Below are 12,305 nucleotides of genomic sequence, written 5' to 3' on the forward strand. Positions count from 1 at the left end.
GTAGGGGTCGCCCATGCCGGCCGCGCCGGGGGTGGGGGCGGGGGAGGCGGCTACTACGAAGAGGGTGGCTGCCGCGGCTACGGCTGTGCCTGCCCATGCCGAACGGGAGAGTGCCATCGTCGTCCCTTTCGTGCGTTGTACCGATGTGTCGGACGGGGACGACTTTGCAGGGCGCGGTATGGACATGTGCATGACTTTGCCAAGTTGTCATGCGGGGTGGGGGTACGCGCAAGAGCGCGGGGCGCTGCGCGGCGAGCTACGACTTGCCGCGCAGCGCCCCGCGCTGAAAAACCTCGTCCTAGCCGGCCTCGGGCTTGTTCTCCGGCTCGTTCGGTGTGGCCTCTACCTCCGCCGCCACCGCCGCCGACGTTTCCGCCGACTCCGCCAGGACCTCGTCCGCCACCAGTTCCGCCGCCTGCTTGGCCTCCGTGAGGAGGACCGTTTCCTGGGGGGCCTGGTCCGCGAAGTTCTCCGGGTGGTGGCAGGCCACCTGCTGGCCGGGGATCAGTTCGAGGAGGGGGGGTTCGGTGGTGCGGCAGATCTCCGTCGCCTTCCAGCAGCGCGTGTGGAAGCGGCAGCCGCTGGGCGGGGAGATCGGGGAGGGCACGTCGCCGCGCAGGAGGATGCGCTCGCTCTTGGCCGCCTTGCGCTTGGGGTCCGGGATCGGGACCGCCGAGAGCAGGGCCTTCGTGTACGGGTGCATCGGGGACTTGTAGAGCTTGTCCCGGTCCGCCAGCTCCACGATCTTGCCCAGGTACATCACCGCGATACGGTCCGAGACGTGCCGGACCACCGAGAGGTCGTGGGCGATGATGACGTAGGTCAGGGCCAGCGCGCGGGCGATGCCGATGCGCTGGCGCTGGCCGCCGGAGAACTCGTGCGGGTAGCGGTTGTAGTGCTCGGGGTTGAGGCCGACCACCGACAGCAGGCGCTGGACCTCCGCCTTGACGCCGCCCTCCGGGGTCACCCCCTGGAGCTTGAACGGCGCGCTGACGATCGTGCCGATCGTGTGGCGCGGGTTCAGCGACGAGTACGGGTCCTGGAAGATCATCTGGACGTCGCGGCGCATCGGACGCATCCCCGCGGCGCTGAGGTGCGTGATGTCCTTGCCCTCGAACTCGACGCTGCCGCCGGTGGGTTCGAGGAGCCGGGTGATGAGGCGGCCCATCGTGGACTTGCCGCACCCGGACTCGCCGACGACACCGAGCGTCTCGCCCCTGCGGACCTCGAAGTCGATGCCGTCGACGGCGCGGACGGCTCCGGACTGGCGCTGGAGGAGGCCCTTGCGGATCGGGAAGTGCTTCTGGAGGCCGGAGACCTTCAGCAGGACCTCGGGCGTCTCGTCTGTCACGGCCGCAGCCTCGGTCGTCTCAGTCACAGCTTCGGCGCAATCTCTTCGTTCCAGATCCGCTCCCGCTGTTCCTGCCCGAGATGGCAGGCGGCCCAGTGGCCGGTGCCGACCTCGGTGAGGTCGGGGCGGACCGTGCGGGTGACGTTGTCCTTGGGGAGGTCCGCGTACGGGCAGCGGGGGTTGAAGGCGCAGCCGGACGGGATGTTGATGAGGGACGGCGGGGCGCCCTTGATGGGGATGAGCCGGTCCATGTCCTCGCGGTCGAGGCGGGGCATCGAGCCCAGCAGGCCCCAGGTGTACGGGTGCCGGGGTTCCGCGAACACGTCCTCGGCGGGCCCGCGTTCGACGCACCGACCGCCGTACATGACGAGCAGGTCGTCGGCCATCTCGGCGACGACACCGAGGTCGTGCGTGATCATGATGACCGCGGAGCCGAACTCCTTCTGGAGGTCGCGGATCAGGTCGAGGATCTGCGCCTGGACGGTCACGTCGAGCGCGGTGGTGGGCTCGTCGGCGATGAGCAGCTCGGGGTTGTTGACCAGGGCCATGGCGATCATGGCGCGCTGGCGCATACCGCCGGAGAACTCGTGCGGATAGCCGTCGACGCGCTTGTCGGGCTCGGGGATGCCGACCCGGTCGAGCATCTCGACGGCGCGCTTGCGGGCCTCCTTCTTGGTGACCTCGTTGTGGACCCGGTACGCCTCCACGATCTGCTGCCCGATCGTGTAGTACGGGTGCATCGCGGACAGCGGGTCCTGGAAGATCATGGCCATCTTCCGGCCGCGCAGCCGGCGCACCTCGTCGTTGTGGGCGCCGATCAGCTCCTGCCCGTCGAGCCAGACCTCGCCGCTGACGCTGGCGTTGCGGGCGGAGCGGTGCAGGCCCATGAGGCCGAGCGAGGTGACGGACTTGCCGGAGCCGGACTCGCCGACGATGCCGAGGGTGCGTCCGCGCCGTACGTCGAAGCTGACGCCGTCGACGGACTTGACGAGGCCGTCGTCCGTCTTGAAGTGGATCTTCAGATCGCGGACGGAGAGGAACGCGTCGTCGGGGGCGTCGGCGACCGGCTCGCCCGGTGCGGAAGTGGAGGGCTTGCTCACGAGTACCTCACCCGGGGGTCGATGGCTGCGTACACCAGGTCGACGACGAGGTTGCAGAAGACGATGAAGAACGCGGCGACCAGGGTGACGCCCATGACGATGGGCAGGTCGTTGTCCCGGATCGACTGGACCGAGTAGGCGCCGATGCCCTGGAGGGAGAAGACCGTCTCGGTCAGGACGGCCGTGCCGACCAGCGTGCCGAAGTCCATGCCGAAGATGGTGACGATCGGGGTGAGCGCGGCGCGCAGGCCGTGCTTGGTGACGACCGTCGTCTCCTTGAGGCCCTTGGCGCGGGCGGTGCGGATGTAGTCCTCGCCCATGGTCTCCAGCATCCCCGCCCGGGTGAGGCGGGCATAGAGCGCGGAGAACAGGAACGCGAGGCTGATCCAGGGCAGCAGGAGGTGCCAGGCCCATTCCGCCGGGTTCTGGGTGAACGGGATGTACTCGATGGAGTCCCAGATGGGGACCTCGTACACGAACACGGCGCTGAGGATCTGGCCGGTGAAGAAGATCGGCAGGGAGACGCCGGCGAGCGCGATGAACATCGAGATGCGGTCGACGGGCGTGCCCTTGCGCAGCGCGGAGATCACGCCGGTGGTGACGCCGAAGATCAGCCAGATCACGGCGGCGCCGACGGCGAGGGAGAAGGAGACCGGGATGCGCTCGGTGAGCTGCGGCCAGACCTCGACGTGGCTCTTGAAGGAGTAGCCGAAGCAGGGCGCGTCGCAGCGGGTGGCGTCCGGGCCGAACTTGTAGTCGGCGCCGACGAACAGCGCCTTGATGAAGTGCCAGTACTGGGTGTAGATGGGCTGGTCGAAGCCCAGGTTCTTCTTGATCGCGGCCACGGAGTCGGGGTTGGCGTCCTTGCCGACGTACTGCGTGGCGAGCTGGTCGGCGGTCTGGCCGCCGAGCCGGGGTACCAGGAAGAAGATCGCGAAGGTGACTGCGCTGACCACCAGCAGCAGTACCAGGGCGCCGAATACGCGCCGGATGATGTACGCAGCCACAGCTGTCCGGCTCCGGGCGGCGGGGTCGGAGCGTGTCCGGCCCCGCCACCCGGAACCTTCACCTGCCTTTCGAGAAGATTCCGGCCTGCTTTGCGGCTACTACTTCGAGGAGCTCATCAGCAGGTAGTCGTACATGCCCAGGTACGCCTGGGTGACCGTGACGTTGGTCGCGGACGCAGGCCGGAAGAGCAAGTTCTTGCGGTAGAGGGTCGGGACGACCGTGGCGGTGTCCATGACCATCTTGTCGATGTCGCCCCAGCCCTTGGTGCGGGCGGCGGCGTCGGTGTTGGCGATCGTCGAGGCGAGGGCCGCGTTGATCTTCGGGTCGTTCAGCTCCATCAGGTTGTTGCCGCCCGAGGGCTTGATGGCGGAGCCGTTGACGATCTGGTCGAGGAAGCCGAAGCCGGTCGGCCAGTCGGCGCCCCACGCCATGGACAGCATGCCGAGCTTCTGCTGGTGGACGTAGGACGGGACACCGGCGAAGTTCGAGAAGTACTTGCCGGCCGGGAACTGCCGGATCTCGACGTTGATGCCGTACTTCTTGAGCGACGCCTGGACGGCGGTGGCCTGCGCGACCTCGGCGGGACGGTCGGAGCGGGCGGTCAGGATCGTGTTGAAGCCGTTGGGCTTGCCGCACGCGGTGAGGAATTCCTTGACCTTGGCCGCGTCGCCCCGGCTGCCGGCCGACGGGTAGGTGTCGAACTTGGTGTAGCCGTTGACCGACGGGGGCAGCAGCGTGGTGGCGATGTCACCCTTGGGCGAGCCGCCGGCCGCGTCCAGGATCGACTGCTTGTCGACCGCGTACTGCACGGCCTTGCGGCAGTTGATGTTGTTGAACGGCTCGACGTTCTGGTTCAGCGCGATGTACTGCGTGGCGCCGGCGTACGAGCTGTCCGTCTGGTTGGCGAGCTTGCCCTTGAGGACCTTCGGCTGGGTCGCGGCCTGGACGCCGGCGCCCGCCGCGTCGACGGTGACCCGGTCGGAGATCAGGTCGTTGTCGATCGTGACCGGGTTCACCTTGAACTTGATGGTGATCTTGTCCGGCAGGGCCTTGCGGATCGGGTCCGTCTTCGGGTCCCACTGCGGGTTGCGCACGAGGGTGGCGCTGCGGCCCTCCTCGTAGGACTGGAACTGGTAGGGGCCCGAGGACACCATGTGCTGGACGTACTTGGCGCCGTCGTCCTTCGCGGCCGGGATGGGGGCCGTCTGCGAGAAGGTCGCCAGGTAGTCGAAGTCAGCGAACGGCTGCTTCAGCTTGAACACGATGGTCTGCGCGTCCGGCGTCTCGATGGACGCGAGGCCGTTCGGGTTCTTGTCCTTGTACGGGCCCTGGTACTTGTCGCCGCCGACCAGGTAGGACTTGAAGTACGTCGGCCCGTTGGAGAGCACCTCGGGCGCGAAGTTGGAGCGCTCGATGGCGTACTTGACGTCCTTGGACGTGACCGGGGTCCCGTCCTGGAACTTGACGCCGGCGCGCAGCTTGTACGTCCACGTCTTGGCGTCGGGGCTGGGCTGGCCCAGCGACTCGGCCAGGTCGGGGACGACGGTCAGGCCGTCCTTGCCGGCGGCCGGCTTGAACGTGGTGAGCGTACGGCCGTAGAGGCGGGAGAAGTTCTGCACCCAGCCGTAGTACGTGTTGCCGGGGTCCAGGGAGTCCGCGACGTCCGAGTGCTCGAAGCTGAGGGTGCCCCCCTTCTTGTTCGAGACGTTGACGATCGACGTCAACCCCTCGTCCTTCTTCCCCTTGGCGGAGCCGCCGCCGCTGTCGCTGTCGCCGCCGCAGGCGGAAGCGCCCAGCGAGATCGCCAGGACCGACGCGATCGCGGCAGTCACTCTTCTCGTCTTCACCTGAGGAAATCCCCCTCGGTCGTTGTGGATCACTTGCTGCGAGGGTCGAGTGCGTCGCGCAGCCCGTCACCCAGCAGGTTGAACGCCAGGACGGTGATGAAGATCGCCAGTCCGGGCACGAACATGTACTGCGGATCCGCTGTGTAGAGATCCACGGCGTTGCTGAGCATTCCGCCCCAGGAAGCCTGCGGCGGGGCGATACCGACCCCGAGGAAGCTCAGGCTGGCCTCGAAGAGGATGTTCGTCGGGATGATCAGCGTCGAGTAGACGAGGATCGGTGCGACGAGGTTCGGGAGGAGTTCCCGGAAGAGGACGTACGGGCCGCGCGCGCCGAGGCTGTGCGCGGCTTCGACGAACTCGCGTTTGCGCAGGGTCATCGTCTGGGCGCGCACGATGCGCCCGATGTACGGCCAGCTGAAGAAGCCGATGACGAAGATCAGGACGCAGATCCGCAGCGGGAGCCCGTTCAGGCCGAAGAAGCCGTCCTGGACGGAGGCCGAGATGGCGATGGCGAAGAGCAGCAGCGGGAAGGCGAGGAAGGTGTCCATCAGCCGGCTGATGACCGAGTCGACCCAGCCGCCGTAGTAGCCGGCGACGACACCGAGGACGGTGCCGATGACGACCGACAGCAGGGTGGCGCCGCCCGCGACGAGCAGGGAGACCCAGGACCCGTCGATGATGCGGGCGAGCATGTCGCGGCCGTACTGCGGGTCGACGCCGAGCGGGTGGTCCCAGCTCATGCCGCCCCAGCCGCCGATGGGCGCCTGCATCGCCGGGTCGATGAGGTCCTGGTTGAACTTGTTCGGGTCGAGGCCGAAGACGGCCTCGATGGGTTTGGCGAGGATCGCCATGAGGACGAGCAGGACGACGACGATGCCGCCGGCCACGGCCAGCTTGTCGCGCTTGAACCGGGTCCAGGCGATCTGGGTGAGTGAACGCCCTTCGATCTGGCTCTGGTTGGCCCCGGCGAGCACGGCTTCCGGCTGTGCTCCGGCCTCCGACCCGGTGGTCTCGATCGGTGCGGTCACAGTGCACTGACCCTTCCCGCCGGTGGTGACCGGCCTTACTCGCGTCTTATGGGAGGCGAGTCTTCAATGCGCTCGCGATCACGCGCCAGATGTGGCGGCGAAAGTATGCACAACCGTGATGCCGACCGAAGGCTTCCGTTATCCGAACAGTGGGTAACGGCCGCCGGACGAGGGCAAGTTGATCATTACGGCCATAATGACACGTACCGGTTCGCTCTACGCGCGGAGATGAACACGGGTCGGTGTAACGAGTGGGTTTCCTGAGATGACGGAGCGTCAGGAGGCGGCGGGGGTGATCAGTACGCGCCGGGGGTCGCCGGGTAGCCGTAACCGGCCGCCGGGGACTGGGGGGACTGCCGGGACTGGGGAGCCGGCGGCTGCTGCGCCGGGGCGTGCGCCTCGCGGTCGTAGAACGGGCGGGCGTTGGCCCGCATCCACAGGACGACCGGGTCGTACTCGTCGGTCATCGCGACCGTGGAGACGGGCAGGCCGTCGGGGACGGCGCCAATCGACTGCTGCATCATCGCGCGCACCGCGTCCACCGACTGCGGGGACGTGTCGTACACGTCCAGGCCGATCGACAGATACGGCTGGCCCAGGGCCGGCTGGACCCAGGCGCGGCGCAGCGCCCTGATCGCGGGGGTGCGGTGGGCGTTCTGGCCGAGGAGGGCGTAGAAGTGCGGGATCTCCACCGCCGGGTCCGACAGGCGCAGCGGGCCGGGGGGCTGGCGGTCCAGGCCCGTCGCGATGCGGCGCAGGTCGGCCCAGGGGACGCCCACGCCGCCGCCCGGGGCGTGCGGGTTCAGCCACAGGCCGTGGCGGTCCGGGTAGAGGGTGCGGGCCGCGTCGAGGCCGTCCACCACCTCGTACGAACGGTTCCAGCCGCTCGCGGACAGCTCCTGGGCGGACGTCACGCAGGGCGCGTACGCGTGGCCGTCCACCTCCATCGAGCCGTACTGGGCGTCCGGGGAGCCGGACTGGCCGTGCCACAGCAGCATCCAGACCTGGCCGGTGGTGGGGGTCGAGAGCGCGCGCAGGAGTGCCTCGTAGGCGTCGTAGCGGCCAGGCGTGACCTGGCGCAGCATGTGCTCGACCTGGCCGGCCGCAGCGGTGCCGCTCACGCTCACGTCTCTACCGACCCTTCGTAAAAGTTGCCCCGTGGATGCCCGTTGCCCTGCGTCGGGGTCAAGCTTAAGCGCCTACGGGGGGTTCGCCGGTTGGGTGTACGACAGGTGAGGGGCGGGTTTCTAGGTGGTGCGGGAGTAGAAGGGCCGGACGTTCAGCTTCAGCCACTCCCCCACCGGGTCCTGCGCCACGTCCAGGAGGATCAGGTTCACTCCCCACCGCACCGGGACCCGGCCCAGCGCCCTGCCCAGCGCGTCCAGCGGCCGTTCGCCGAACTCGCCGTCCCAGTGGGTGAGTTCGACCCCGACGAACATGACCGGTTCCGCGGTCTCGATCGCCGCCAGGCAGCGGCGGGCCGTCAGGACCACGCCCGTCGCCTCGAACTCCTTGGACGCCTCCGCGAGGAAGTCCACCGGGTCGTCCTGCCAGTCCGGCTCGAAGAGGCGCACGCGGGCGCCGGAGGCGGTGCCGTCGAGGGGCGTGCGGCCCGCCCGGCACAGGTCGGCGACCGCCTGCGGGGGCAGCGGGACGCCCACGACGCCGTCGGGGTTCAGGGCGATGCCGACCTGCGGGGGGAGGCCCTTGGCGAACTCGGCCGCCGGGGCGATCGTGTACGACATGTGCGCGCCGGTGACCTGGCGGAACTGTTCCTCGGAGGTGAAGACGGGGACGTACACCTGGCCGGCGATGTCGATCGTGGGCAGGTCGAGGGGGCCGGTGCGGGGGCCGCCGCCGTTGGGCAGCGGGATCCAGACGAAGCTGCGCGCGAGGACCTCGATGATCCGGCCGCCGGCGGACGGCACCCCCAGGGAGGCGGAGAGCACCTCCTCCAGTTCGTTCCCCGGCCAGCCGCCGTGGGAGTGGGGGTGTGCGGGGACCGGGAAGTCGGTCGGGAAGTCCATCGCTGTCTACCGCCTGCTGGGAACCGCTGTCGAAGAGGAAAAGCTTAAGGGCGTACCGGGGCGGGCCGGGTCAGCCCCGGGTGAACGCGATCCGCCGCAGCGCGTCCGCCGCCTCCCGGTCCAGCAGGACCGCCGCGCCGCAGCCGTCCGGCAGGCCGCCTTGCTCCACCGATCCGATCAGGCGGGACGCCGCGTGGCGGTGGCGCAGGAACGCGTACCGGGAGACGCCCCGGCCCCGTTCGCGCTGGCCCTCCAGGGCCGTGCCCGGGGTGACGTCCAGGAGGAGGAGGTGGAGGGTGCCGCCGCGGCGGCGGGCGTCGCGGGCGAGCCAGCCCCGCACCCAGGACTGGGTGCCGCAGTCGTGGACCACGACGCCCTCGCCGGAGCGCAGGGCGCGCCACAGGCCCGCGTAGTGGGCGAGGCGGACGAGGGGGCGGTAGGCGGCGTACGGCAGCCAGGAGGGCGTACGCGCGTCCCAGCGGTCCCGGGTGTCCTGGGAGTCGACGCGGGTGCCGTGGACCGCGCGGCGCATCAGCGTGGACTTGCCGCTGCCGGGCAGGCCCGTGACGACGACGAGGTCGCGGGGGCCGAAGAGGAGGGCGTGCGGGCTGTGTCCGGCGCGGTCGCGCAGGTCGCGGACGACCGGCGCGGGGTGCCCGGCGCGGCTCTCCCGCGCGGGGGCCGCCGACTGGGCGGGCAGCGCCGTCGCGTACGCCGTGGTCCTGTTCACCGTTGATCGTCCTCCCCTTGGAGCAGTCCCGTCAGATACGGGTCTCCCCATAGACAGTAAAGAGAAGGTAATGGAATCTGTCTCGCGATTTGGTGCGCCTCCTGCCACAGCCCGGTTACAGATCTGGCCCTGCCGCGCGACCGGGGTGGCGTGCGATGATGGCCGCGCCAACTGCATACCGGCCGTTCGAATCCGCGCGGGAGAGTCCCCGGCTCGCTGTCCCGCTGGGGCGCCGAAGGAGCAAGTCCCTCCCTTGAATCTCTCAGGCACCGTTACCGCGTGGGCGAGGCACATCTGAAAAGCGGGCCGCCCCGGCGGTCCCACCCAAGGTGCAAGCCGTGTTCCCCGCGAGGGTCACGGCGAACCTCTCAGGTTCCGATGACAGATGGGGAGGATCTTCCCGTTCCTGGACGGGAAGCCCTTGCCCCACCCCGTCGCACCTGGGAGACGAACGCCCGATGACCAGCAGTTCCGCCGTACCTCGCCGTACCGCGCTCGATGCCCTGCACCGCTCGCTCGGCGCGACCATGACCGACTTCGCGGGCTGGGACATGCCGCTGCGCTACGGCTCGGAGCGCGAGGAGCACACCGCCGTCCGCACGCGCGCGGGGCTCTTCGACCTCTCGCACATGGGCGAGATCACCGTCACCGGGCCGCAGGCCGCGGCCCTGCTGAACTACGCGCTGGTCGGCGACCTCGCGGCGGTCGGGGTGGGCCGGGCCCGCTACACGATGATCTGCCGGGCCGACGGCGGCATCCTGGACGACCTGATCGTCTACCGGCTCGCCGAGACCGAGTTCCTGGTCGTCGCGAACGCCTCGAACGCGCAGGTCGTGCTGGACGCGCTGACCGAGCGGGCCGCCGGGTTCGAGGCCGAGGTGCGCGACGACCGGGACGCGTACGCGCTGATCGCCGTACAGGGGCCCAAGGCTGCGGGGATCGTCGGCGCGCTGACGGATGCCGATCTCGTAGGTCTGAAGTATTACGCCGGGCTGCCCGGGACGGTCGCCGGAGTGCCGGCGCTGATCGCGCGGACCGGCTACACCGGGGAGGACGGGTTCGAGCTGTTCGTGGCGCCGTCCGACGCGGTGGCGCTGTGGGAGGCGCTGGCCGCCTCCGCCGATGTCGTGCCCTGCGGGCTGTCCTGCCGGGACACGCTGCGCCTCGAAGCGGGCATGCCCCTGTACGGGCACGAGCTGTCGACGGCCCTGACGCCCTTCGACGCCGGGCTCGGGCGCGTGGTGAAGTTCGGCAAGGACGGCGACTTCGTGGGGCGCGAGGCCCTCGCCGAGGCCGCCGCCCTCGCCGAGCGCAAGCCGCCCCGGGTACTGGTCGGGCTGATCGCCGAGGGCCGGCGCGTCCCGCGTGCCGGGTACGACGTCGTCGCGGGCGGCGCCGTCATCGGCGAGGTGACCTCCGGCGCCCCCTCCCCCACGCTGGGCCGGCCGATCGCGATGGCGTACGTCGACGCGGCCCACGCGGCGCCGGGGACGGCCGGGGTCGGCGTCGACATCCGGGGGAGCCACGAGGCGTACGAGGTCGTGGCTCTGCCGTTCTACCAGCGCCAGAAGTAACCCTCCCGCAGTCCCCTATTCATCAGCACTCCCCCGCGTACAGGAGAATTCAGGCCATGAGCAACCCCCAGAACCTGCGCTACAGCAAGGAACACGAGTGGATCTCGCCCGCCGAGGACGGCGTCGCGACGGTCGGGATCACCGAGCACGCGGCGAACGCCCTCGGTGACGTCGTCTTCGTCGAGCTCCCGGCGGTCGGCACCGCCGTGACGGCCGGCGAGTCCTGCGGCGAGCTGGAGTCGACGAAGTCGGTGAGCGAGCTGTACGCGCCGGTCAACGGCGAGATCACCGAGGTCAACGAGAGCGTCTCGGAGGACCCGTCGCTGGTCAACTCCGAGCCGTTCACGGGCGGTTGGCTCTTCAAGGTGCGCGTCGCCGACGAGCCGGACGACCTGCTGTCCGCCGACGAGTACACCGCCTACACCGCCGGCTGAGGAGTCGTACGCATGTCTGTCCTGAACACGTCCCTGCACGAGCTGGACCCGGAGATCGCCGCCGCCGTCGACGCCGAGCTCGGGCGGCAGCAGTCGACGCTGGAGATGATCGCCTCGGAGAACTTCGCTCCGCTGGCCGTCATGGAGGCGCAGGGGTCCGTCCTGACCAACAAGTACGCCGAGGGGTACCCGGGGCGGCGCTACTACGGCGGGTGCGAGCACGTCGACGTCGCCGAGCAGATCGCCATCGACCGGGTCAAGGAGCTGTTCGGGGCGGAGTACGCGAACGTCCAGCCGCACTCCGGGGCCTCCGCCAACCAGGCCGCTCTCTTCGCGCTGGCCCAGCCCGGGGACACCATCCTCGGGCTCGATCTCGCGCACGGGGGGCACCTCACGCACGGGATGCGGCTCAACTTCTCCGGCAAGCAGTTCGACGTCGTCGCCTATCACGTGTCCCCCGAGACCGGGCTCGTCGACATGGAGGAGCTGGAGCGGCTCGCGCGCGAGCACCGGCCGAAGGTGATCATCGCCGGGTGGTCCGCCTATCCGCGTGAGCTGGACTTCGCTCAGTTCCGGCGGATCGCCGACGAGGTCGGGGCGTACCTGTGGGTCGACATGGCGCACTTCGCCGGGCTCGTCGCGGCGGGGCTGCACGCGAACCCCGTGCCGTACGCGGACGTGGTGACGTCCACGACGCACAAGACGCTGGGCGGGCCGCGCGGGGGGATCATCCTCGCGAAGTCGTCGTTCGCCAAGAAGCTCAACTCCTCGGTGTTCCCCGGGTTCCAGGGGGGTCCGCTGGAGCACGTCATCGCCGCGAAGGCCGTGTCGTTCAAGGTCGCCGCCTCCGAGGAGTTCAAGGAGCGGCAGCGGCGTACGGTGGAGGGGGCGCGGATCCTCGCGTCGCGGCTCACCGCCGAGGACGCCCGCGAGGCCGGGGTGAACGTGCTGTCCGGTGGGACCGACGTCCACCTGATCCTCGTCGACCTGCGGGAGTCCGCGCTCGACGGGCAGCAGGCCGAGGACCGGCTCCACNNGCGCTCGCCACGCGCGGCTTCACTGCCGAGGACTTCACCGAGGTCGCGGATGTCATCGCGCAGGCGCTGAAGCCGGTGTACGACGCGGAGGCGCTGCGGATCCGGGTGAAGGCGCTGGCGGATCGGCGTCCGCTGTATCCGACGCTGAGCAAGTAGACCGGCAGGCCGG

The 12,305-nt window shown here is 69.7% G+C and carries 11 protein-coding genes, 1 pseudogene and 2 riboswitches; of the genes and pseudogenes, 4 read left to right on the forward strand and 8 right to left on the reverse strand.

Annotation, left to right across the window (positions count from 1 at the left end; all coding sequences use genetic code 11):
* Positions 1–298 precede the first annotated feature (298 nt).
* The 8 genes from AOK24_RS24005 to AOK24_RS24040 all read right to left on the reverse strand — a co-directional run bounded on the left by AOK24_RS24005 (position 299) and on the right by AOK24_RS24040 (position 9,091).
* Positions 299–1,378, reverse strand: coding sequence for an ABC transporter ATP-binding protein (locus AOK24_RS24005; RefSeq protein ID WP_055722143.1), 1,080 nt, complete (start codon positions 1,376–1,378; stop codon positions 299–301).
* Positions 1,375–2,451, reverse strand: a complete 1,077-nt coding sequence (locus AOK24_RS24010; protein ID WP_055722144.1) for an ABC transporter ATP-binding protein — start codon at positions 2,449–2,451, stop codon at positions 1,375–1,377. Before AOK24_RS24010 ends, AOK24_RS24005 begins: the two co-directional genes overlap by 4 nt.
* Positions 2,448–3,458, reverse strand: coding sequence for an ABC transporter permease (locus tag AOK24_RS24015; protein ID WP_055722145.1), 1,011 nt, complete (start codon positions 3,456–3,458; stop codon positions 2,448–2,450). Before AOK24_RS24015 ends, AOK24_RS24010 begins: the two co-directional genes overlap by 4 nt.
* Positions 3,459–3,557: 99 nt before the next feature.
* Positions 3,558–5,306, reverse strand: coding sequence for an ABC transporter substrate-binding protein (locus tag AOK24_RS24020; RefSeq protein ID WP_055722146.1), 1,749 nt, complete (start codon positions 5,304–5,306; stop codon positions 3,558–3,560).
* 29 nt (positions 5,307–5,335) lie between these two features.
* Positions 5,336–6,334 (reverse strand): ABC transporter permease, encoded by a 999-nt coding sequence (locus AOK24_RS24025; RefSeq protein ID WP_055722147.1) that lies wholly within the window; start codon positions 6,332–6,334, stop codon positions 5,336–5,338.
* A gap of 296 nt (positions 6,335–6,630) precedes the next feature.
* On the reverse strand, positions 6,631–7,461 hold the full coding sequence (locus AOK24_RS24030) for an enhanced serine sensitivity protein SseB C-terminal domain-containing protein (RefSeq protein WP_055722148.1): 831 nt from the start codon (positions 7,459–7,461) through the stop codon (positions 6,631–6,633).
* A 120-nt stretch (positions 7,462–7,581) separates the two neighbouring features.
* Positions 7,582–8,361, reverse strand: coding sequence for an enhanced serine sensitivity protein SseB (locus AOK24_RS24035; RefSeq protein ID WP_055722149.1), 780 nt, complete (start codon positions 8,359–8,361; stop codon positions 7,582–7,584).
* 70 nt (positions 8,362–8,431) lie between these two features.
* Entirely contained in the window at positions 8,432–9,091 is a 660-nt protein-coding gene (locus AOK24_RS24040) for an AAA family ATPase (protein WP_055722150.1), read from the reverse strand.
* A gap of 187 nt (positions 9,092–9,278) precedes the next feature.
* Positions 9,279–9,379, forward strand: a riboswitch (glycine riboswitch).
* Positions 9,380–9,486: riboswitch (glycine riboswitch) on the forward strand.
* Between the two features lie 63 nt (positions 9,487–9,549).
* Between AOK24_RS24040 and gcvT the strand changes: the two genes are divergently transcribed.
* The 4 genes and pseudogenes from gcvT to AOK24_RS51080 all read left to right on the forward strand — a co-directional run.
* Positions 9,550–10,665, forward strand: coding sequence for a glycine cleavage system aminomethyltransferase GcvT (gene gcvT / locus AOK24_RS24045; protein WP_055722151.1), 1,116 nt, complete (start codon positions 9,550–9,552; stop codon positions 10,663–10,665).
* A gap of 56 nt (positions 10,666–10,721) precedes the next feature.
* Positions 10,722–11,099, forward strand: a complete 378-nt coding sequence (gene gcvH / locus AOK24_RS24050) for a glycine cleavage system protein GcvH (RefSeq protein WP_055722152.1) — start codon at positions 10,722–10,724, stop codon at positions 11,097–11,099.
* 12 nt (positions 11,100–11,111) lie between these two features.
* Positions 11,112–12,134: serine hydroxymethyltransferase (gene glyA / locus AOK24_RS24055; RefSeq protein ID WP_240554086.1), on the forward strand; the 1,023-nt coding region annotated here is incomplete at its 3' end.
* A gap of 2 nt (positions 12,135–12,136) precedes the next feature.
* A pseudogene (locus tag AOK24_RS51080) lies at positions 12,137–12,292 on the forward strand (serine hydroxymethyltransferase); the annotation flags it as partial.
* Between the last annotated feature and the right edge of the window lie 13 nt (positions 12,293–12,305).

Origin of the sequence: Streptomyces niveiscabiei (genome assembly GCF_001419795.1) — a bacterium.
GTDB classification, from domain to species: domain Bacteria; phylum Actinomycetota; class Actinomycetes; order Streptomycetales; family Streptomycetaceae; genus Streptomyces; species Streptomyces niveiscabiei.

Coding starts and splice junctions, on each gene's coding strand:
- AOK24_RS24035 (WP_055722149.1), bottom strand. CDS start 8,361: ATGGACTTCCCGACCGACTTCCCGGTCCCCGCACACCCCCACTCCCAC.
- gcvT (WP_055722151.1), top strand. CDS start 9,550: ATGACCAGCAGTTCCGCCGTACCTCGCCGTACCGCGCTCGATGCCCTG.
- gcvH (WP_055722152.1), top strand. CDS start 10,722: ATGAGCAACCCCCAGAACCTGCGCTACAGCAAGGAACACGAGTGGATC.